The organism is Chitinophaga sp. OAE865 (assembly GCF_040546735.1).
GTDB classification, from domain to species: domain Bacteria; phylum Bacteroidota; class Bacteroidia; order Chitinophagales; family Chitinophagaceae; genus Chitinophaga; species Chitinophaga polysaccharea_A.
In genome coordinates this window covers 1,099,383-1,123,350 of record NZ_JBEPOF010000001.1, presented here as the reverse complement: position 1 = coordinate 1,123,350, position 23,968 = coordinate 1,099,383, and the positions used below count along the sequence as shown (strand labels likewise).

Genomic DNA, 23,968 nt, shown 5'->3' with positions numbered 1-23,968 from the left:
ACTTATGGATGGGTATTGTTGGCGTTTCTTCTCCCACTGAACTATTTTTGCCGGGTAACACAACCTGTTTTGCATAATCATACAGGTTTCAATATTTTTGCACTCCCTTTAACACGGCGGGAAAATAAGGCGCACAAACCTACTGTAATTAGATTAAAACATCAACCTTTTGATTGTCAATTTTCTAACTACTTCATAAGGGCTTGAAATACAACTACAAGCCCCTACCCGGTTACGGCTTATAAGATATAAAATACATATTAATTCGTATCAATATTTATGACAGCATCTGAAATAAGACAGCAATTCCTGGACTTTTTTGCGTCAAAAGGGCACCAGATCGTTCCATCTGCCCCTATCGTTATTAAAAACGATCCTACCCTGATGTTCACTAACGCGGGTATGAACCAGTTCAAGGATTACTTCCTGGGCAACAGGGTTCCCCCGAATAAAAGGGTGGTTGATACGCAAAAGTGCCTGCGGGTAAGCGGCAAGCACAACGACCTGGAAGAAGTAGGTATTGATACTTACCACCATACCATGTTTGAAATGCTCGGTAACTGGAGCTTTGGCGACTATTTTAAAAAAGAAGCCATTGCCTGGAGCTGGGAACTGCTCACCGAAGTATATAAGATTCCTAAAGACAAACTGTATGTTACTGTTTTCCAGGGAGATGAAAATGAAAATTTGCCTAAAGACCAGGAGGCATATGACTTCTGGAAAGAACATATTGCGGAAGACCGTATCCTGCTGGGTAATAAAAAAGATAATTTCTGGGAGATGGGGGATACGGGTCCCTGCGGGCCCTGCTCCGAAATTCATGTGGATTGCCGGCCGGCGGCTGAAAGAAGCCAGGTTGACGGTAAAACCCTGGTAAATGCCGATCATCCCCAGGTGATTGAAATATGGAACAATGTATTCATGCAGTTCAACCGCCTGAAAGATAAGTCGCTCGAGCCATTACCGGCCCAGCACGTTGACACAGGTATGGGACTGGAACGTCTTGTAAGGGTATTGCAGGATAAAACCTCCAATTACGACACGGATCTGTTCATGGGCACCATCCACACCACGGAAGGGCTTACCGGCAAAAAATACACCGGCACCGATGATAAAAAAGACGTTGCCTTCCGTGTTATTGCCGATCACATCAGGGCTATATCCTTTACCATCGCCGATGGGCAGTTGCCATCCAACACCGGCGCCGGTTATGTGATCCGTCGTATCCTCCGCAGGGCTGTACGCTATTATTTCTCCTTCCTGGAAGTGAAAAAGCCCCTGCTGCACGACCTGGTACCTGTACTGGCCGCCCAGTTTTCACACGTATTCCCTGAACTGCAGCAGCAAGTAGATTTCGTGAAGAAAGTAGTATTTGAAGAAGAAAATAATTTCCTGCGGACTCTTGAAAGCGGTATCCGCCGGATAGAGGATTTTATCCAGCACAGCACTGCTAAAGCGGTAGATGGAAAAACCGCCTTCGAGTTATATGATACCTACGGTTTCCCCTACGACCTCACCAGCCTGATAGCCTCTGAAAATGGCTTTTCTGTAGATGAAAAAGGCTTTGAAGCCGCTATGAAACAACAGAAAGACCGCTCACGCGCTGCTACCGAACTGGATATGGGCGATTGGGTAATTCTGGATGAAACGCCCAATTCTGTTTTTGTTGGTTACGAGCAACTGGAAAGCACCACCAAACTGCTGAAGTACCGCACTGTGAAAGCAAAAGGCAAAGAACAGTTCCAGCTGGTGCTGGGACAAACACCCTTCTATGCTGAAAGCGGCGGACAGGTAGGCGATACCGGCACCCTGCACTTTGGCGATGAAGTAATTCATATTACCGATACCAAAAAAGAAAACAATCTCACCATACATTTTGCAGATAAACTGCCCGCACAACCCGGCGCACCTGTAAAAGCCGCTGTAGCCAAAGAAAAACGCCATAATACCGAGCGCCATCACTCCGCCACGCACTTATTGCATGCCGCACTCCGGCAGGTATTGGGTACGCACGTAGCACAAAAAGGCTCGCTGGTAAATGCAGATGCCCTGCGTTTCGACTTTTCCCATTTTGCTAAAGTAACTGATGAGGAACTGGCGCAGATAGAGGCTATTGTAAACGAAAAAATACGTGAAAACATTCCCGTGGTAATCCGCGAGCTGCCAAAGGAAGAAGCCCTGAAGCTCGGCGCCATGGCATTGTTTGGCGAAAAATACGGCGATACGGTAAGGGTAGTGATCATAGATCCGGCTTACAGCGTGGAGCTTTGCGGTGGCACTCATATCAGTTCTACCGGTGAATTAGGCCAGTTCAAATTTGTTTCCGAAGGGGCAGTTGCCGCAGGTGTACGCCGCGTGGAAGCTGTAACAGGCGCCAAAGCGGAAGCATTTGTGAACGAACAGCTGCAGCAACTGAAAGAAATTAAGGCGGCCCTGAAAAATCCGAAAGAACCGGTGAAAACCATAGAAACACTGCTCCTGGATAAGGCTTCCCTGGAAAAACAACTGGATGCACTGGAACAGGAAAAAGTGCGGGCCCTGGCAGCTACCATACGCCAACAGGCAGAAGGTATTAATGGCGTTAACTTCCTTGGACAGGTAGTAAATGTGAGCAATGCTGAAGGTTTGAAACAACTTTCTTTCCAGCTTAAAAACGAGATCCCGGATCATGTGTTGCTGTTTGTGGCCAATATCGGCGGGAAAGCCAGTGTGGCGCTCAGCATAGATGAAAAACTGGTGGCCACCAAAGGATGGGAAGCGCCAAAGATTATTAAAGAGCATATTGCCCCATTGATCAAAGGTGGCGGCGGTGGCCAGAAGACCTTTGCCACAGCAGGCGGACAGGAAACAGACAAACTTGATCAGGTAATAGCTGCAGTAAAAAAATTCCTCAACGCATAAACAGGGTCTGACTAAAAGGTAAACAGGTGTTGACAATGCTAAAACGTGTTTTGCAGCCTGTTTACCCCTTACTGCGAAGGGATTACTTTTAGGTTGGTCTTTGCCGGAAGAAAAAAAGAGGGTGTATCGAATGTTGAAGTGCCTCCCAAAAAGCGTTTAACTCCCGGGGATCAATTCAACATTCGATACACCCTCTTTCAATTCGGGAATCCGGATAGGGGCCAGGCTCAGCACTTTCATTTATTTTGATTCCTCTTTTTTTGCCTATTCCCGTACATTTTAACTTTTTCTTTCCTGACCCACCCTTTAATTTTGTCGCATTAGTTAAATTTAATCAACAAAATACCTTAGCACCATGACCAGGTTACTGCAAATTCTCACTATAGCAGGTTTTTCCTGCTTCGCCATGAGCGCGGTATCTGCGCAAACAAAAGACAGCTCCAAAAACCAGCTGGGAGAGTTCGATGAAATTGTGATCAAGCAAAAAAGCAATAAGGACGGTAAGGTGACCGTGGAAATCAAAAACGGCGACGTACTCATCAATGGTCAGAAACTGGACCAGTATAAAGACTCCGACCTCTCTGTTTTCCGCCGGAAAATTACGCCCCGCGATGGCAACGCCTTCAGCTTCGAAAGCAATCCTTTACAGGGCGGTAGCTTTGATCTTTTCAATGGCAATGGCGATGACGAAGGAGACGATATAGAAATGCCGGTGATGAATAAAGCCATCCTTGGTGTGATCACAGAAAAAGCGGCTGCCACCGGCGTAACCGTAAAATCAGTAGCCAAAGGCACTCCCGCCGATAAAGCAGGAATAAGAACCGGCGATATCATTACTTCCGTAGATGATAAAAAGATCAATGAGCCGGCAGAATTATTTGAAGAAATCGGCAAACATAAACCGGCAGATAAGATAACGGTAACATATATACGCAATACCAAAACAAACAAGGTATCCGTTACCCTCGATGAAAGAAAAGAAATGGATAACAGCTGGAGCATGCATCCGCCTTTATCTGCATTTCCAAAGAATGGGCCCAGGTCCTTTTCTTTCCCGATGCCGCGTGGGTTCCAGGGGTTTGGCGACAACTTTGATAACAAAGAAAAACTGGGCCTCCGGGTACAGGATACAGAAAACAACGAAGGCGCACAGGTTATTGACGTAAGTCCTTCCTCCCCGGCTGCTGCTGCCGGCTTCCAGAAAGATGATATCGTGACGGAGCTTGCCGGAATACCGGTTAAAAATGCAGCAGAATTGTCTAACGCCTATCGTGAAACACAAGCCAAAGTTAAAGGCGATGCACCCGCAAAAATCCGCCGGAACGGAACGGATAAAACGTTGACCATAAAGCTGCCTGTAAAATTAAATAAAGCAGATATATAGCTTCAATGCAGGTGTTGGTATTCATCTCCCATAAAATACCAACATCTGCAATCTTCTATTTCATCACCATTTTCATCATCTTCAGCTTATTCTTAAACGGCGGGTATTTCATTGGAACATCCAGCCAGGTGGCCGTTTTCAGCATTCCTTTCTGATGTGTAAAAGTATCAAAGCTGTATTTGCCGTGATATTTTCCCATCCCGCTATAGCCTGCGCCGCCAAAAGGCAGTTCAGGATTGGTAAGATGCACCAGCGCATTGTTTACGCAGCCCCCGCCAAAACGCACCTGTTCTATCAGGGCTTTTTCCGTTTTCTTATTCTTTGTAAATACATACAACGCCAGCGGATAGGGAAGTTGCTTAATAGCCTGTATAGCCTGTGGCAGGCCCGTATAGGTAAGGATGGGCAACACGGGGCCAAATATTTCTTCCTGCATTACGGGGTCCGTCCATTCCACATCCTCCAGCAGAGTAGGAGCTATATACAGTTGTTCCCGGTTGGTTTGTCCTCCATGTAATATATGCCCTTCCCCCAGGTAGCCTGCTACCGTATCAAAACGCCTGGCATTAATAATACGGGCATAATCGTCACTACGGGAAGGATCTTCCCCGAAAAACTCCGTGATGGCTGCTTTCAGCGCAGTTACCAGTTCTGCTTTCACTTTCTGGTGCACCAGCAAATAATCGGGCGCTACGCAGGTTTGCCCCGCATTCCAGAATTTACCCCATACTATTCGTTTAGCCGCTACCGTTACATTCACCTTTTCATCTACCACGCAGGGCGATTTACCGCCCAGTTCCAATGTAACCGGAGTTAGATGAGGTGCAGCCATTTCAAGGATCTTTTTTCCTACCGGGATGCTACCGGTAAAAAATATATGGTCGAAACGAAAGCTCATCAGGGCAGGGATCACCTCCGAGCCATCGCCCTCCACTACTGTAATATAGGCAGGATCAAAAGTATCTTTTATCAGCTCGGCAGTTACTGCTGCGGTGTGCGGTGCCAGCTCTGAGGGTTTGATAATGGCACAGTTGCCACCGGCAATGGCTCCCAGTAAAGGACTGAGCAGCAACATAAACGGGTAGTTCCAGGGGCCAATGATAAGTGTAAGTCCCAGCGGCTGCTTATACACCCGGCTGCTGCTGGGATAGGTCACAAAGGGGGAGGTCACCAGCTCCGGCTCCATCCAATGTTTCAAACCTTCCAGGATATAGCTGATTTCTTCATACAAAAATCCTATCTCGCTACCATAAGCTTCCAGCGGATGCTTATGCAGATCAGCATGCAGGGCAGCAGTAATTTTATCTTCATACTTTTTGATCCCGTTTTTCAGGCGCTTTAACTGCGTTTTCCGGAAGGAATACGAAAGAGTAGCGCCTGAGTCGAAATAAACCTGTTGCGCCTGGTAAAGCTGACTTGCCTGGGCCTTGCTGATCATAGGGCAGAAATTTTGATGTGTATCTCAATTTAGGTATTTATTGGCACCAAATAGCCTGAAATCACGGTATTATTTGAATATATTTGTGGGAATCAGTACGGAAAATGAGCGATATATACAGTAAATATGAAACAGTGATCGGGCTGGAAGTACATGCCCAGCTGCTTACCGAAAGTAAATTATTCTGCAGCGACAGCGCAGCCTTTGGCGGCGCCCCCAATACACATATCAGCCCGATTACAATGGGACATCCTGGTACACTGCCCCGTATGAACCGCAAAGCGGCTGAATATGCCATTAAACTGGGGCTTGCCTGTCATTGTGAGATTGAAAAGGACAACTATTTTGCCCGTAAAAATTACTTTTACCCGGATCTTCCCAAAGGATACCAGGTATCACAACATACAGCGCCTATCTGTAAAGGAGGCTATATCAGCATTATTACAGACGCCGGCTCCCGCAATGTGCAGCTGAACCGCATTCATCTCGAAGAGGATGCCGGCAAGTTACTTCACGACCAGGATCCCCACGACAGCTATGTAGATCTGAACCGTGCCGGCGTGCCCCTCGTGGAAATTGTAACTGAACCGGATATTCACAGCAGTGAGGAAGCATACGCCTATCTCACCGAAATGCGCCGACTGGTGCGTTATCTTGGCGTATGTGATGGTAATATGGAAGAAGGCAGCATGCGCTGTGATGCCAACATTTCAGTTCGCCTGAAAGGCAGTACCACCCTGGGTACAAAGGTGGAAGTAAAAAATATGAACTCCATCCGCAACGTAAAGCGGGCTATTGATAACGAGGTAAAAAGACAGATTGATCTGATAGAAGCCGGGGGTACGCTGGTACAGGAAACGCGCAGCTTTGACGCCTCCAATGGCAGCTCTTTTTCGCTTCGTTCCAAAGAAGAGGCCAACGATTACCGCTATTTCCCGGAACCGGACCTGGCGCCATTCAAACTAACTGATGAATTTATCGATAGTATACGGGCCACATTGCCTGCATTGCCGGAAGAGCTTATCCGTAAGTATACGGCCGATTTCGGTTTGCCGGAATACGATGCCCGTGTAATTTGCGATGATAAATCTACCGCAGATTATTACGAAAGTCTGATTGCTGTTACCTCGCAATATAAAGCGGCCGCCAACTGGATGTTAGGGCCGGTTAAATCATGGCTGAACGAGCATTCTGCGGAAATCAGCCATTTCCCGGTAACGCCACAGGCACTCGCTGCATTGATTACGCTTACAGACGCCGGAAAGGTGAGCTTCTCCATCGCCTCGTCCCGTATTTTGCCGGAAATGATCCAGGCGCCTGCGGATCACCCGATGGATATTGCCACCCGCCTGAACTTATTACAGGATAACAATGCCGATAATATTTCTCCTATCATTGATGAAGTGCTGGCTAAGTATCCCGATAAAGTGGCTGCTTTTAAAGGTGGAAAGAAAGGGCTTATGTCACTGTTTGTGGGAGAGGTAATGAAACTGTCTAAAGGCAAGGCAGATCCGCGGCTTACCAACGAATTGCTGGCTGAAAAACTGAAGGGCTAAATGTGCATTGAAAATATTTAGCCTATCTTGAGTGGCATCCGTCAGATGAATGTTCAAAAAATAGTAGCATGAAAAAATACTTATTATGGGTTTCCGCCGCTGCTCTCCTTGCAGGATGTGCCGGACAAACGGAAAAAGGTGAATTTAAAATAGAGGGGCACCTGAATAATTTACCACTGGGTGCTGTATTACTGGAAGAACTGACATTGGATAATGTGAAAGTAGTTGATTCTACCAATGTAAAAGACGCCAGTGGGAAATTCACACTGAAAGGTATGGTACCCGAACAGGGTCTGTACCGCATACGCTTTGAAAATGGCAAATTTATATTGCTCGCACTTGATGCCGGTAATATGAAAATAGATGGAGATGCCGATAAACTGGAAGATGTGAAGATCAGTGGTTCTGAACCAACTGCCGAACTGCAGCAGTTTATGAGCGACATCAGCAAACAGTCTATTGCCCTTACAGAAGAAATGCGTAGCCTGGATAGCCTTCACGCTATACTGCCTGATAGCGCATTCCAACCTAAGGTGGCTGCTTTCCAGAAAAAAGAAAAAGAGTTTGAAAACGGCTTTTTCCTGATGGCAGATAAAACAAAAAATCCTGCGACAGCAGTATTTGCTATCAGCCAGGTAAGAAGCGGGGAAGAAATTGTGGCGCACAAGCAGGTGATCACTAATCTTGCTACCCGTTTTCCTAAAAACACCCTGGTAAAAAGCATGACCGATAAGATCCTGGAACTGGAGAAAAATCAGGCCGGCGGTGATGCTGCAGGTGGAGAAGAGCCGTCTGCCGTAAAAGTAGGGCAGGTAGCTCCCGATTTTACACTTCCGGATCCATCCGGCAAAATGATCAGCCTGAGCTCATTCCGTGGTAAATATGTACTGGTGGATTTCTGGGCCAGCTGGTGCGGTCCCTGCCGCCAGGAAAATCCTAACGTGGTGAAAGCATACCAGCAATACAAAGGAAAGAACTTTACAATCCTGGGTGTATCACTGGATAAAACAAAAGATAAATGGCAGGAAGCCATCAAAGCAGATGGCCTGGCCTGGAATCATGTAAGTGATCTCAAATTCTGGGATTCGGCAGTAGTGCCTTTATATGGCCTCAATGCCATTCCTACTAATTTCCTGTTAGATCCGCAGGGAAAAGTGATTGCTTCCAACCTGAGAGGACCCGCGCTGGAAGCGAAGCTGCAGGAAGTACTGAAGTAAGTTATTTATCTTCATAAAAAAGCTCACAGGTGCAAACGCCTGTGAGCTTTTTTTTCCTCCTATAGCTGATTCCAATTGTTAGCATTCCTGATAAATAATCACATCGGAACGGCTGGGTTCTATAGCTACAAAATTCTGTGTCTGAAACTTTAAACATCCCCTTTAAAAGCAACATACATCGTAGCCACACAAAAAAAGCGGGTATCTCTAAAGAGACACCCGCTTCGTATTAATAGTTAAATGAAATACTGATTATTGTTTGGTATCCCACCAAACGCGATCGGTAAGTTTACCTGGTTGTTCCGGCTGAGCATTTGTTTCGTTTTCAGAAGCCGGATATACCCATCTGCGTGGAACGGTAGTGATACCCTGATAGGCGTTCTGTACAACAGTAAGCTTAGGGAAATTAGTCCTGCGCCAGTCGTTGTATACTTCAAGTGACAGGTAGTTAGAAATATATTTCTGCGTCATGATCACTTCATATGCGTTAGCAGCCGTGAGTTTACAGTGAGCTGTAATATAAGCCTGTACTGCTGCGCTGCTAGCATTCAAGCCACATCTTGTCATATTAGCTTCTACCGCGCTTTTCAGAACCGTCTCAGCAGCATTAAGATCAGAGGGGGAAGCCAGATAAGTAGCTTCCGCTTTGATGAACAGCTGCTCATCATAAGTTGCTAAATATACGGACTGATCAGCGGCAGCAAAGAAATCACCCACACCTGAAAGTGAATCAATATTCTCCTGGGGAGTACCTATTGTTCTACCTCTGAGCGTATCACCTTTTAGAGGTTTTGCTACCATTACAGACAATCTTGGATCATTTGTTGATTTGAGCATTTTGAGGAAGTTAGACGACACCGCTACACTACCCCATTTCACAGTAAACTGGTTCCAGGGAGCTTCTGATCCTGATTTGGTACCAAACTGAACACCTGCATTATAGCTGGCATCAGGAAAGGCTTTAGTCAATGCAGTTAATGCTGCCTGTGCCTGAGTAGTAGCTACTTTACCAGGTGCGTATGTTAAACGTAAAGCAAAACGCGCTTTTAACAGATAAGCAAAAGCTGTCCATTTATCCGGATCTGATCCATATATCAGGTCTTTATCGCCCACTGATGCAGAAGCATCTTCCTGTGCAAACAGTTTTATCGCATCATCCAGTAAAGTATTAATGCTGGTATAGATACTTTCCTGCGTGTCGTACTTAGGCTTCAAATTTCCAAAACCAGTGAATGCCTGTGAATAAGGCACCGCATTCCACAGGTCGGTAGCAACGGCGATGTTATAGGCCATTAATACCTTACCGATACCGGCAGCATGTGGGTGATTGGTTGCTGTAGCCTGATTCTGCAGGATATTCAGGTTATTCAGTACCTGGGGATACAGGTCAAAAGCCCAGGTATTGTCTACATCGGAAGCGGTTACTTTATAGGTATCCCATTCCGGAGCTGGTTGATCATAAGCTAACTGTTGTGTCCAGAAAGCGGCAGTTCTGGCAGGATAACCACCTGCGATATTAAACGCGGTAGTTAATTCAGCGCCTCCCACTAACAGGGCATCAGTTACATTCGTAGCAGCAGCCGGGTCGTTGTTTACGTCCAGGAATTTTTTACATCCCGAACCTCCTAACATTACACTTCCCGCTATAATGGATATAATTATCTTCTTGTTCATCATTACTCAGTTTAGAAAGTTAACTTCAAAGTTGCGTTGTAAGATCTGGTGCTTGGTGAAACATAGTGATAGAAACCACCTGAGTTACTACCTGCGCCATAAGTGCTCAATTCAGGATCTGAGCCGGTAAAGTGCGGGGTATAGATCCACAGGTTACGGCCGGCAACAGAAAGCATTGCTGCTTTAAATGGAGTACGTTTTAACAACTTTGGACTAAAATTATAGGCCAGTGTAACATTTCTCAGTTTTACAAACGTAGCATCCTGGATCAGGTTTTCATAGGTGTCGCCCCATGCCTGCCAGTAAGCCTGGTTTGTTTTAATGGATTTGGTATTCTGTTTACCATCGGCGGTTACACCATCATATACCATTGATCCGTCGCGGCTGCTGGTAAGACCACTGGTACCGTAGAAAGTCATATAGTATTCATCAAAGTTGATCACCTGACCACCAAAGCGGCCGTCAAACGTAAACGACAGGTAAATACCTTTATAGGATACGCTGTTGGTTACACCACCAATCCATCTTGGCTGGGTATTACCAATGTCAAAAGAAGTTCCATCATCCTGGATAGGGTAACCATCGTCATCGATCAGCAATTTGCCCTGTTCGTTTCTCACATAGCGGGAGCCCCTGATGGTACCATAAGGCTGACCTGCTACCAGGTATATACCCGGAGTGGTGAACCCGCCTATCTGGATAGAGGTTACTCCCTGAGTCAACTCATTGATCATGGCTTTATTCCTGGAGTAGTTAGCAGAAATATTCCAGTTGAAATCTTTTCCTTTGATCGGGTTAGCATTTAAAGTTACTTCCAGACCTTTATTGGTGATTTTACCGGCATTGATCACCGCCTGGGTATAACCGGAACCAGCAGATACTGCTGTCTGGAATATCAGGTCGGTACTAACCTTGTTATAGTAACTTGCTTCCAGACCAATACGGTTGTTTAACCATTTTGTTTCCAGACCAACTTCAAATTCCTTAATTTTTTCCGGCCTCAGATCAGGGTTACCCAGCACATTATTCTTGGAGAAACCATTTACACCATTAAAAGGCAGATCCAGTGAGCCACGCAAACCATCACCAACTATTGTTTTATTGAAAGGTGTTGCTACTTTGAAAGGAGGTGCGTCATTACCAATGGCGGTGTAAGCCACTCTTACTTTACCAAATGATAATGCTTTGCTGTCTTTCAATCCTGCCAGTTCAGAGAATACAAATGCACCTGTAACGGAAGGGTAGAAGTAGGAATTATTTTTGACCGGCATAGAAGATGACCAATCGTTTCTGCCTGTTACAGTCAAAGACAACATGCGGTTATATTCCAAAACTGCCTGGCCGTAAACACTCACCCTTCTTCTGTCATAGAAACCTTTGGTAGATGTTACAGACTCTGCACTGGTGATATCGTAGAAACCTGGTACAGACAAGCCGACGCCTTTTGAAAATTGATCGGTATAATGTTCAGAAATAATATTATTACCAACCATTACAGTCAGATCGAATTTATCAAATTCTTTTCTCGCTGTTGCGTAGAAGTCGTGGTTGATCTGCTTGTTATTAATAATTTCGTTGTACATACGACCATTCGGGAAAGATCCGAACGAGCCAATCGCTTCATGAAATATACGTTCGTCTGTATAAAGATCCGCACCTATTCTTTCTGTCAGGGTCAGCCAGTTCAAAGGATTGTATACCAGGCTGAAATTAGGAATGAAGCGGGATACGTTCAGTTGTAATCCTGTATTGGCAGCAGTCCAGAACGGGTTATTGGCATTCACCTTATACATATACTGCGACTTGTCTACCGGGTTTTCGTATGGCAGCAGGTTATAACTAACCGGCGCATTGTAAAGGTTAGCCAGGTAAGAAGTACCACCACTACCGTTACCTTCCAGCAAACGGTCGTTACGTGAATCAATGTAGTTGATACCGGTTGTTGCAGTTAATTTATCAGTAAGACGGGTAGAGAAGTTTGCGTAAAAGGAATTACGATAAAAATCTGTACCAGGAGCCACACCTTCCTGTCTTAAGGAAGAGTAAGACATCAGGTAGTTAGATTTATCAGTAGATCCGTTCAGGCTGATATTATTATCCCAGGTAGTACCTGTTTTAAAGAAAGCATCACGTGGATCATACTTAACGGCAGGTTTACCGTCAACTTTTAATGTATCCATTTTTGCGCCCCAGGAGCGGGAAGATTTGCGGTCGATCCCGTTAAAGAAAACACCAAGATCACCCTGTGACCAGCCAGTCTGGAACTCAGGCAGTACCACTTTGTCGATGTTTACACTGGAACCAACTGTGAGGCTGAAAGATTTACCTTTCAAACCTGCGCCGGTTTTAGTGGTGATGATGATAGCACCACCAGAGGCCCTGGAGCCATACAGCGCCGTGGCAGAAGCACCACGGAGAATGTTTACTGATTCAATAATGTTCGGGTCGATATCAATACCCCTGTTAGGTGTAGTACCACCTGCCAGCACCGGATCATCGTCGGAATCACCTGCTCCGATCTGATCATTGCTGATGGGGTTACCATCTATTACATATAACGGTTGGTTATTACCGGTTAAAGAGGCCGCACCACGGATAACGATACGGGTACCGCCACCAGGAATACCTGAAGTATTATTGATTTGTACACCGGCGATTTTACCCTGCATACCGTTCAGGAAGTTTACTTCCTTGGATTGCACAATGTCGTCGCCTTTCACTTCCTGGGTAGTATAACCCAATGTACGTTTTTCACGTTTGATACCCAGCGCGGTAACTACCACTTCGCTGAGGTCTTTATTATCAGCGCCAAGCGCCACATTAATAGTGTTCTCAGCTCCAACAGTAACTTCTTTAGGAGCGTAACCAATAAAAGAAAAAACAAGCACGGAGCCCGCAGGAGCTTCGAGTTTGAATGAACCATCGTTTGTGGTTAGGGAACCTTTACCAGTACCTTTAATTCCTACTGATACACCAGGGAGTCCGGAGCCGTCTTTGGCATCCGTAACCTTGCCGCTGATTAATTTTGTTTGTGCATAGGCTTGCACAACACTGATGGCCATTAGCAACCATAAGAGTAGTCCTCTTTTCATAAGCAATTTAGATTTGAAAGATATTGTCAGTTAACTAATAAAAAAGGGAGTGCTGTACTTATTTTTCCCAAGGTTAATTCCGTAAATCCTTTTTTCCTCCAGCTCATCGTTTGGTATTGATATTTCTCAAAGCAAATTCCAGTTTCTCTCCTCTGTTCGTTCCGAAACTATATCAGAAACTGTTTCCGGTATAGATTTGAAATGGCGGTTAAATCCACACAAGCACCAATTAATTCAGATTTTGTTCTTAGATTTTGTTTTCTATTGTGGTACGTATTTGTTAAATATTGTTTAAATTCTTCTGCAATATAGGAAATTTAAAAAATACTAGTGCAAAACACGCTTTTTTTTAAATCCATACTCCGGTGCATATTTCTGATAACCGTTTGTTCCCGGGATTACGAAGATTTGCCGGCAAATCAACCAGCATATAGATAATACGTTATTTTTCAATCACTTATTGTGCCCCGATCCTTATTTTGCTTTTATCTTTAATAAGCCGATGATCTGACTGATAATATATATTATAATAACACCATTGTTCCCCTCATTCCGCCACTGTTCCGCAATAAATCGATCTACAGCTTTCCAGGATCTCCTCTTCTTATCCAGGTACTAAAAAAGGCCGTCTCTATTATTTGAGACGGCCTTTTTCTTATGAATAAATGAGTTATCAGTTGCCATATCCGGCATTCTGCTCAATCGGGTTGGTATTTAATTCCGCCTGTGGAATAGGACAGATGGAGATAGGAGAACCGGCACTAATAGTGCATGGCGCTGTTATTTCCAGCAGGTTGTGACAAAAATTGCGGACAACATCCTTACCATTTCTCATCAGGTCGAAATAACGGTGTCCTTCAAACATAAATTCCTTACGGCTTTCAGTGAGCACATAATCCAATACATCCTTATCAGGGATACCAGACAATTGGGTCAGCCCCCTCTGCTCTCTTAATGTATTCAGATCAGCGATCGCTTTGGCACCCTGATTCAGGTGTGCATATGCTTCCGCACGGATCAGGTACATTTCAGCCAAACGCAGGAGTTTTGGGCTATGCATACCGGCAATTCCATCCTGACTTGCAAATTTCAGGTTTGTTTTTTCACCGGTGCTGCCGTCAGAAAATACGCCAATTAAAGCATTCCTCTTGTCTGAGCTGGTAAGTATGCCAGATAAATCCGGAGATACGCGGATATCGCCATAACCTGGCTTCAGATACATCTGGCCGATGTTATCAGAACCACGATCTTCTGCATTACCGGTAAACCTCAGTGTGAAAATTTCTTCCGGGTTTCCGGCAGTGCTGTAAAACGTTGCTATACCTGCAGGAGCCGTTAAGGTAAATCCTGCGTTTATAACATTGGTTGCCTCTGTAATCGCCGCCTGGTCATCTCCTTTAGCAAGATAAACCCGGGCGAGCAAAGCAGATGCTGCATACTGGCTTGCATGGAACTTGGTTTCAGCGCCCACATTGGCCAGTAAACCTTTGGATGCAGTCAAATCTGTAATGATCTGAGCATACACATCTGCAACAGAACTGCGTGGAGTTTGTTTTACCTCAAACTTTAAATTAATGGGCACGCCAGGTTGGCTGCCATTAGTGTTGCGATAAGGTTTTGCAAACATATTTACCAGGTCAGAATACGCTAACGCCCGTATAAACAATGCTTCTCCTTTCGCAATATTCTTGGCTTCCTGGTCACCGGTAACAGCATCCACGCTGTTAATAATGTTATTCGCCCCAAGAATGGTCTTGTAGGCTGCCTTCCACAGATCCTCTACATCCGCGTCCTGTACATTGTATTCACGCTTGAAACTGGATATAAAACGGTTGCTGTTTTTTGCCGCTATATATACGTTATCGCCACTTACTTCGGTCATCAACCAGTAGTTACGGCCATAATATTCTGCTTTCTGCAATGCGTCGTAGGTACCGGCGAGTGCAGACTGTATTCCGGGTAAATCGCTCAATGCCTCGCCTTGTTCCAGCGAGTTACTTGGCTGTACATCCAGCTTGCTTGTACATGCCTGTAACAAAACAGCTGCGGCAAATATGCCTATGATATATTTTTTCATGCTGATTATCCTTTTAAAATTACAATGTGATATCTACTCCAAAGCTCACGCTCTTGTTAACCGGATATTTGAAGAACTCATATCCATCATATCCGATTTCCGGGTCTACACCGGAGTAGTTGGTGATTGTCCACAGGTTGGCTCCCTGCACGTATACACGAATACCCTGTATCTTCGCGGCTTTCAGCATATTGGAAGGCAGGTTATAACCCAGTGTAACATTACGCAGCCTGATGTAGGAACCATCTTCCAGGTAACGGGAAGAGGATGAATTGGAAGACTTATTACCACCAATCACAGGTTTAGGACGGTCAGCCTTCTGACCTGGAGTAGTCCAGTAATTTTCTCCTGCTTCAACATTATAATTCCAGCCAAAGCGCCCAGCATCAGCGTCACCATATCTTTTGGTTGCATTGAAGATTTCATTACCCTGAGACACATAGAAGAACGCCGACAGGGAGAAACCTTTGTAGTTTACAGTGTTATTGAAGCCCATAGTGAATTTAGGCATCGTGTTTCCAAAAGTTTTGAAAGCTGCCTGGTTGATATTGTTGGTTGTTTTACCATCGGCAGTATACCAGAGCGGATCTCCGTTTGCAGGATCCACACCGGCCCACTCTTTCAGGTACCAGGTATAAGCTGGTAAACCTTCTTTCAGGATGGTATTGGTATACGCATTATCCTCAAAGTCCACGAAGTTGTTGATAGGCTGATGATCGTTCAGTTTTAATATCTTATTACGGTTCATCGCAAAAGTTACATCTGTTGTCCAGGTTACTTCCTTTGACTGGATATTTACAGAAGATACAGTTGCTTCAATACCACGGTTCCTTATTGCACCTACGTTAGCGGGCCTGGTATCATGTCCGATTGATGGTGGAATAGGAACATTCATTAACAGGTCGGTGCTTTTCTTGTTATAAAAATCCACAGAAACGCTCAGCCTGTCTTTCAGGAAGCCCATATCTAAACCAACGTTTGTATTGGTGCTCTTTTCCCAGGTGAGATCAGGGTTGCCAATACCATCCAGGTATCCACCCGGCGCGCCATTATAACCAACATCATATTTGTACAATGCCATCCAGTTATAGTTACCAAAATTGGCGTTACCTGAAGTACCATAGCTGGCTCTCAGCTTCAGGTTGGAGAAGATATGCTGGGATTTCATAAAGTTCTCATCAATTACACGCCAGGAAGCACCCAATGCATAGAAAGTACCATACCTGTTATTAGGTCCAAAACGGCTGCTGCCATCTCTTCTGATGGAACCTGTCAGATAATATTTATTGTTGTAAGTATAGTTTAACTGACCCAGATAGGAAACAAAACGATAATCGTAAGAATTACCTGCTACTGACTGCGGCGTAGAGGCAGCATCCAACACTTTCAGTTTTCCGCTGGCCAAACCAATACCTGACGCATTAAAGCCATCAAAGTGAGTAGGTACATATTCCATCATCGCCAGGTAATCAAACTGGCTTTTTTCACCGATGTTAAAATTACCGGAGAAAGATGTTTGTGATGTGATGGTCCTGTTACTCTGGCTGGCTTCCAGGATGCTTCCGCTCTTGGAGTTATCAGCAGGGTTGAAAGCATCTGCTGTAGTTGGATCCTGGAAAGACTTCTGACGGGCCATGATCATATCGGCAGAAAGCGTCTGCGTAAACTTCAACCAGTCAAATATGCGGTAATTCAGGAACATTTTGCCCAAACCACGGAAGTTGTAGTTGTTGTTGGTGTTTAACGGAACTGAATACAGGAAGTTATCTCCGGTAGGGGAGTTAGCCCAGGCTGTTTCCAGACCGGTATACAGGGTACCATCAGGTTTATAGGGGTTCAGCATAGGAGAGTTGGCAAAACTTGCCAGCAGCGGACTGCTGTAACGGTTACCTGCACCAGCATTGTTAGCATCACTGTAAGACAGGTTCAGGTTCATACCGATATCCAGGCGGTCGTTTACTTTATGCTGTATATTGGATACTACAGAGTAGCGTTTCAGACCAGAATAAATGAGCGCACCATCCTGGCTAAAGTAAGCGCCAGACAGGTAATATTTGGTCTTATCATTTCCTCCACTGGAAGAAATCTGGTAGTTCTCGGTGCGTCCATTCTGGAACGCAGCATCTCTCCAGTCAAACATATGATCCAGTAATGAATCCGGAAGTTGTTCCCTGATCTCCGCTTCAGTTGCACCATTCAAACGCAGCACCGCTTTTTCATAATCAAATGCCTGTTTACCACTCATCTGTTTCCACTTGCCAAAGCTTGGTGAAGTGAACCCGTACTGTGCTTTGAAATTTACATTAGAAGTACCGGCTTTCCCTTTTTTAGTAGAGATAACGATTACTCCGTTACTACCTCTTGAACCATACAACGCAGTAGCAGAGGCATCTTTCAGCACGTTAACGCTTTCAATGTCATTGGGGTTCAGATTGGCCATAATGTCGCTGCTCTGTGTCTGGTTATCGTAGTTGAACTGACCGCTGTTTACGATCACACCGTCAATTACATAGAGTGGACCAGCACCTGCACTCAGTGAACCGATACCGCGGATTGTCACTTTCTGTGCGGAACCTGGCTGCCCGGAAGCAGAAGCAGTTACCACACCGGGCGCACGTCCCTGGAGAATCTGGTTTACATCCGGCATAGGTACATTCTCAATTTGTTTGGAGCTTACCTCAGCAATAGAACTCACCATTTTTTTACGGTCTACCTGCGTGTAACCTGTTACCACCACTTCGCTCAGTTGCTTGTTGTCGGCTTCCAGGCTCACGTTCATCACCTCTTTATTTGCAGGAAGATCCTTTACCAGGTATCCCACAAAAGAGAAGGTCAGTACCGCATTGCTGTTGTCTACTGTGATCTTGTAAGAGCCGTCCGATGCGGACATAGTGCCTTTGTTGGTTCCCTTGATCTGAATGGTTACACCGGGTATGGGCGAGCCGTCTTTACCATCGGTGATTCTCCCTGTTACCGTGCGACTTTGCGCATAGACCTGCCCGCCCAGGAATAGCACGGACAAGAGGAGAAATAAAACTTTCCTCATAAGCATGATTTTGTTGTTCGTTGACCTTTTAAAAAATAATAATACATTCAAGGCCGATAGCCCTGATTCAAATGGTTCCGTTAAAATCAGTTGATAAAATCGTGACGGGATACTTTATTGGTGGTAAGTTGGCAAACTGTGCATTTTGCACTTTGACATTACTAAACAACTAACGACAACTATTGCGATTTATTCAATAAATCGCATATAGAAGTAGTTAACTTCTTCCTCATAAGCAGTTTCCTTAAGCAAATTTTCAACCAGGATCAAATGTAATAATTCTTAACAAAAAATTAAGCTTGAAAAGTTCCTGATAACGTTTGGATAACATTTTTTTAACATCTCATTAACATATAATTATATAAGATTATGTGTATAGGCATAAAAATGAAACAAGCGGCAAGAATACCGCCTGTGCTCATCAACCAAAATCTAAATCGAGATTAAAGTTGCCCCGCATAATGCAGGGCTAATATTTTTATCAGGAAAGTGTAAGCGGATATGTTTTCAGCAACTCCAGCAACACTGCGAAGAGGTCATCATTCCTGTGGTTAAACCTGTATTCACACTCTTTCAGGTGCAGATACGCGGTATTCCGGTTAAGCCCTTTGAACTTAGCCAGGCGATGCTTGGTTAAGCCCCAGAAAGCATCTACATCATCCATCTGATGGGTGTCTGACGTTTGTCCCAACCGGTATAAACGATACTGACCAAGATCTACCAACCCGTTGAACCGGCGCAAACGTTCTGTTGCAGCCTGCGTTTCCAATACGGAACGCCCGCGGGTGGCGGCATGGATCATGGATCTGCTTACGTCTGGAAGAATTTCGGTGTGTAACCGGTCTGAGGATCTGCAGATGCCGAAGATTACCGGCTTTACAATCCGGTCTACTTCCGGTTTTACCGCCACCAGCGTGTCGCTGTCGTTGTCGGAGGAAAGATCGCTCTGCCGCGGTTCATACGTTAACACGGGAACCGGCACAGGGTGCTGCGTTTCACAGTATCGCGCAATCTGGTGTCGTAGCTTCTTCAGGTAGCTGTTAATAGTTACCCTGCTTACACCGCTGATATTCGCTATCTGGGTCGCAGTGAGATCATCGGCAAACAGCCGCAGGATCTCCTTAAATTTGCGCTCGGATAAGTGAGCGCCCTTTAAGTACTTATTTTTCATGAACTATGTGGTTAGAATGGCATACTAAACCTCATACTTTTTCATTATAATATCCCCCCTTTTTTTACAAGCGGCTATAAGTGTATGTGAATGCTGCCCACTAGATCACTTCAGTGCGATTTTTTGTCCATTTTAGCTAAATATTTAGCATTTACTGCGGTATCATAACACTAAAAAGCCACCGGGACAAACAGGACGTCCAAAAGACGTAAACTGCTCATCGCGGTGGCCCGGTATAATTATCTGTTTAAATACTATTCCTCATCGCTGATCCCCAACTCCCGGATGTCGATATCCTCTTCCTCATCCAGCGTTTTCCATAACTCTTTCTTCTTTGCTTTCTTCAGTAACGCCTTTTCCATCCACAACAGCAGCGCCGGCAATATGGTCAGATTGGTGATCATAGCCACTACTAAGGTCAGGGATGTAAGCCAGCCCAGGGCCTTTGTACCACCAAACTCGGAAAAACTGAAGATCATAAACCCGGCAAACAGGATGGCAGACGTATAAATTATACTTAACCCTGTTTCATGGATCGTTTGCTTTACTGTGGCACTGATATCAAAATCATGACGCGGCAATTCCTGCTTGAAGTTAACGAGAAAGCGGATAGTAACGTCAATGGCTATACCCAGCGCCACGCTGAAAACCAGTACGGTAGACGGTTTTAAAGGAACGCCTACCCATCCCATCACCCCGGCGGTAACCACCAGCGGAATTACGTTCGGGATCAATGATATCATCAGCATCCTCCAGGAACGGAAAAGGTAAAGCATACAAATCAGTATCAATACAAAAGCCAGTATCACACTTTCCATCAGCCCATTGATAATAAAACGGGTACCCTCCTGGAAAATAACGCTGGTACCGGTAAAGGTGACCTTATAATGCGCGGTGTCAAAAATGGCGGTTACTTTAGGCTGCAATGAATCCAATAATACCGGCAGCTTCTGTGATCCTACATCCTTCATATTCACGCTCAGTCGCGCTACCTGCCTGGTACTGTCCATAAAGGAAGAAACCAGTTTCGAGAAAGTAGAAGCTGGCCCGGCCGTATTTCCACCTTTCATACGCAGGTAAGGCGCCAGGAAACTCAGATCAAACTGGTTAGGCACTGCATAGTTGGAGCTATCGCCATTATAATATGCCTGCTTGGCAAACTTGATACCCTCTACCACCGATAACGGGCGGCCAAAATCCGGCTGGGAAGCAATCAGCTGCGTCAGTTCATCCAGCTTATTCAGCGTTTGCAAACTGATAACACCATTCTTTTTCTTTGTATCTACTGATATTTCCAATGGCATTACACCTTTGAAGTTCGTTTCCAGGAACTTCAGATCCGTGTACAGCTTATCGGTATGCGGAATATCATCCAGCATATATCCCACCGACTGTAACCGTCCCATTCCCACAATAGACACCAATACCAATGCTACACTCACTCCGTATACCCATGGCCGGTACTTAAATACCAGCGTATTCAGGAAATCAAGTATCGCTCCGAAAAACCGGTTGTCCAGGTAAGTGGTATGCTTACTTTTAGGTGCAGGTAAATAACTTAAAACAGATGGCAGGAAAATAAAAGAGATCAGGAAGATAAACATGATATTTAATCCTGCCACTACACCAAACTCCTTCAGGAGCGCGCTATTTGTAAAACAGAACACACCAAAACCAATGGCGGCCGTAAGATTGGTAAACAGGGTAACTATCCCCATGCGCTGTATCATATGCACCAGCGCCCGTGTTTTATTGGCATCCTTGGCATATTCTGTATGATACTTACTCAGGAAATATACACAGTTCGGAATCCCTATCACTACTATAAGCGAGGGTATTAGCCCTGTAAGCAATGTAATTTTATATCCCATCAGCACTATGGTACCCACCGACCAGATCACACCGATAGCCACCACGATCATCGACATCAATACTGCGCCAAATGAACGGAAGAACAGGAACAGGATCAGTCCCGTTAACAGGAAAGATATTTTCAGGAACAGCTTCAGCTCATCAGCCACCTTAACGGCCATGGCCGTACGAATAAGCGGTAACCCGCTCAGCCGCACTTCAGTGTGCTGCTTTTCCTGGAAAGCATTGGCCAGCTTAGTGATTTCCTTCACTACTCCTGTACGTTTCGGGGAATTAAATACATCCTTATTCACGTAAATGGCCATGAGGTAAGCATGGGTATCAGGATTATATAACAGCCCCTTGTAGAAAAGAAGTGTGTTGAAAATACGGGATAAACTATCAATCTCCACCTGGTTGGTAAGATCACCCTGGAAAAGTAAATTAGCTTCCAGCTTCTGCGTGCTGTCATTCTTCACCAGGTTGATTGCCATCGGCACACTCATGATATTCTCCACTGCAAAAATATTCTTCATGTCCTTGTTCAGCTGAACATAATCCTTGAAAAAATCTGCCTGGAAAAATTTATCCGTTTGCACAGCAAGCATAAGCACATTTCCATCTCCGCCAAATTTATTCTTGAACTCCTGGAATTCAAGAAACTTCTGGTTATCATGAGGTATACTGGACACATACTCGTATGACATTTGTACCTTACTGGCAAAATAACCCATCAAGCCGGTCCCGGCAAGCAGTAGAACAAGAAGCAATAATCGATATTTTAGCACAAAGCCTGCTAAACGTTGCCACATAAGGATTCCCTTTTTAGTAATGGGCGTAAAGGTAATTAAAATAGCTATTAGCTGTTAGCCAACAGCGATGAGCTGACTTCTTTTAGCTGCCAGGTGCTGGGTTTTAGCTTTTAGCTGTTTCAATAGCCCGGTTTGTGTTAACTTGCATGCCGGTTGCTTTCACAAACTGCTAACAGCAAAAGCCAGGAAAATTGCTTCACAAAACACGCGGCATCGTATTACGCACAGTAAAGTATGGCGACACCAGCCTTATTGTGAGTATATTCACTGAACTCTTCGGGGTACAGTCGTATATGGTTAATGGCGCCCGCTCTTCCAAACCCAAGGCAGCCAAAGGCAACCTGCTGCAACCTGGTAATATCCTTGACCTGGTAGTATATCACAATGATATCAAAAACCTGCAGCGGATCTCTGAATACAAACTGGGCTTTCTCTACCATTCCATACATCTGAATGTGGTAAAAAATACGGTAGCGCTTTATATGATAGAGTTGCTGCAAAAATGTCTGAAACAACCGGAGCAACAAACAGATCTTTATTTCTTTACTGAAAATATGCTGCAGCTGCTGGATGTTTCCGGTTTGCAGGTAGTAGCCAACCTGCCACTGTATTTTACGCTTAAAATGGGAGAGCACCTGGGCTTCAGGCTTAACGGAAGGTTCTCTGAATATACGCCATACCTCGATCTGCAGGAAGGTACTTTCTCAGACCTGCCCCCACATCACTCCAATTACCTGGATACCTTTAGCAGTGAATTAACGGATCAGCTGTTTCAGTGCACAGCAGTGGAGCACCTGGCGGCGATCACTATGAATAAGGAAAGAAGGAGGAAGTTGCTGTATGCGTACCTGGAATTTTTCCGGCTGCACCTGCCGGATTTTACGGAGATGCATTCCCCGCCTATTTTACATGAGATCCTGGATGCCTGATCTGCCGGCCAATCGCGGCGGCCTTCTCACCCTCTTCAGTAAAAAATTTCAGGTCTACTGTGTTGCCGTCAAAAACAGCATAGGAAAAATAATTGAGCCAGTCGCCAAGATTAATATACCTGCTGTTTCCCGGTAAGGAAATATCAAGTGGAAGATGCCTGTGCCCGTAGATGAAATAATCGAAATGCTCTTTTTGCAGTATTTCTTTACTGTATATCGCCAGCCATTCATTTTCCTCTCCAAGGAAATGTTCCAGTTCCTGCCCGGTAGCAGAGCGGCTTTTGCGGCTGAAATAATTGGCAAGGGCAATACCCCACGCCGGGTGAATAGCGGAAAATAACCAGCGGCAAAACCGGTTCCTGAATACTTTCTTCAGCATCTTATAACCATGGTCGCCAGGCCCCAAACCATCGCCATGACCAATATAAAACCGCTTGTTGCCAATGGTATAGGTTTGCGGCTCATAGTATACCGGTATATTCAGTTCATCTTCAAAATAACCATCCATCCACATATCATGGTTACCAATAAAAATGGAAATACCGATCCCCTTATCACTTAATGCTGCCAGCTTACCTAAAATACGGGTGTAGCCTTTCGGGATAACATGCTTGTATTCGAACCAGAAATCAAAAATATCGCCTACCAGGAAAATATGCTGTGCATCATGTTCCACCTGCTCCAGCCACTGCAGGAGCAATTTTTCGCGCTCCCTGCTGGCTGCAGGATTGGGAGCGCCAAGATGAAAATCAGAGGCAAAATATACTTTCTTATTGGCCGGTAATGCAATATCCATTCTTAAAATTATGAAGCTTTTAGC

General features: G+C 45.0%; 13 protein-coding genes. 5 read left to right on the top strand and 8 right to left on the bottom strand.

Annotation, left to right across the window (positions count from 1 at the left end):
- Positions 1-279 precede the first annotated feature (279 nt).
- Both alaS and ABIE50_RS04715 read left to right on the top strand, forming a co-directional pair.
- Complete coding sequence (gene alaS / locus ABIE50_RS04720) at positions 280-2,901, top strand: alanine--tRNA ligase (protein WP_209855339.1); 2,622 nt, start codon at positions 280-282, stop codon at positions 2,899-2,901.
- Positions 2,902-3,256: 355 nt separating this feature from the next.
- Positions 3,257-4,285: a PDZ domain-containing protein gene (locus ABIE50_RS04715; RefSeq protein ID WP_209855341.1), complete on the top strand. Its 1,029-nt coding sequence runs from the start codon at positions 3,257-3,259 to the stop codon at positions 4,283-4,285.
- A 55-nt stretch (positions 4,286-4,340) separates the two neighbouring features.
- Here the strand turns inward: ABIE50_RS04715 and ABIE50_RS04710 are convergent, their stop codons facing one another.
- Positions 4,341-5,723, bottom strand: a complete 1,383-nt coding sequence (locus ABIE50_RS04710; protein ID WP_209855350.1) for an aldehyde dehydrogenase — start codon at positions 5,721-5,723, stop codon at positions 4,341-4,343.
- Positions 5,724-5,827: 104 nt separating this feature from the next.
- Here ABIE50_RS04710 and gatB point away from each other — a divergent pair, with 104 nt between their 5' ends.
- Both gatB and ABIE50_RS04700 read left to right on the top strand, forming a co-directional pair.
- Positions 5,828-7,279 carry an Asp-tRNA(Asn)/Glu-tRNA(Gln) amidotransferase subunit GatB gene (gene gatB / locus ABIE50_RS04705; RefSeq protein ID WP_209855352.1) on the top strand — a complete coding sequence of 484 codons (1,452 nt, stop codon included), beginning with the start codon at positions 5,828-5,830 and terminating at the stop codon, positions 7,277-7,279.
- 68 nt (positions 7,280-7,347) lie between these two features.
- The gene (locus tag ABIE50_RS04700) at positions 7,348-8,496 is read left to right on the top strand and encodes a redoxin domain-containing protein (protein WP_209855354.1); all 1,149 of its coding nucleotides are present in this window, start codon (positions 7,348-7,350) and stop codon (positions 8,494-8,496) included.
- A gap of 252 nt (positions 8,497-8,748) precedes the next feature.
- Here the strand turns inward: ABIE50_RS04700 and ABIE50_RS04695 are convergent, their stop codons facing one another.
- The 6 genes from ABIE50_RS04695 to ABIE50_RS04670 form a co-directional block, all read right to left on the bottom strand.
- Complete coding sequence (locus ABIE50_RS04695; RefSeq protein ID WP_209855362.1) at positions 8,749-10,170, bottom strand: SusD/RagB family nutrient-binding outer membrane lipoprotein; 1,422 nt, start codon at positions 10,168-10,170, stop codon at positions 8,749-8,751.
- An 11-nt stretch (positions 10,171-10,181) separates the two neighbouring features.
- Positions 10,182-13,262, bottom strand: coding sequence for a SusC/RagA family TonB-linked outer membrane protein (locus ABIE50_RS04690; RefSeq protein WP_209855364.1), 3,081 nt, complete (start codon positions 13,260-13,262; stop codon positions 10,182-10,184).
- Positions 13,263-13,935: 673 nt separating this feature from the next.
- Positions 13,936-15,339 carry a RagB/SusD family nutrient uptake outer membrane protein gene (locus ABIE50_RS04685; protein WP_209855366.1) on the bottom strand — a complete coding sequence of 468 codons (1,404 nt, stop codon included), beginning with the start codon at positions 15,337-15,339 and terminating at the stop codon, positions 13,936-13,938.
- Positions 15,340-15,358: 19 nt separating this feature from the next.
- The gene (locus ABIE50_RS04680) at positions 15,359-18,385 is read right to left on the bottom strand and encodes a SusC/RagA family TonB-linked outer membrane protein (RefSeq protein WP_209855368.1); all 3,027 of its coding nucleotides are present in this window, start codon (positions 18,383-18,385) and stop codon (positions 15,359-15,361) included.
- A gap of 481 nt (positions 18,386-18,866) precedes the next feature.
- The gene (locus tag ABIE50_RS04675) at positions 18,867-19,556 is read right to left on the bottom strand and encodes a hypothetical protein (RefSeq protein WP_209855370.1); all 690 of its coding nucleotides are present in this window, start codon (positions 19,554-19,556) and stop codon (positions 18,867-18,869) included.
- A gap of 254 nt (positions 19,557-19,810) precedes the next feature.
- Positions 19,811-22,099: an efflux RND transporter permease subunit gene (locus tag ABIE50_RS04670; RefSeq protein ID WP_354027874.1), complete on the bottom strand. Its 2,289-nt coding sequence runs from the start codon at positions 22,097-22,099 to the stop codon at positions 19,811-19,813.
- A gap of 311 nt (positions 22,100-22,410) precedes the next feature.
- Between ABIE50_RS04670 and recO the strand changes: the two genes are divergently transcribed.
- Complete coding sequence (gene recO / locus ABIE50_RS04665; RefSeq protein ID WP_209855374.1) at positions 22,411-23,148, top strand: DNA repair protein RecO; 738 nt, start codon at positions 22,411-22,413, stop codon at positions 23,146-23,148.
- Here recO and ABIE50_RS04660 read toward each other — a convergent pair.
- Positions 23,120-23,944, bottom strand: coding sequence for a UDP-2,3-diacylglucosamine diphosphatase (locus tag ABIE50_RS04660; protein ID WP_209855376.1), 825 nt, complete (start codon positions 23,942-23,944; stop codon positions 23,120-23,122). The two genes, recO and ABIE50_RS04660, sit on opposite strands and share 29 nt — an antisense overlap.
- Positions 23,945-23,968 lie beyond the last annotated feature (24 nt).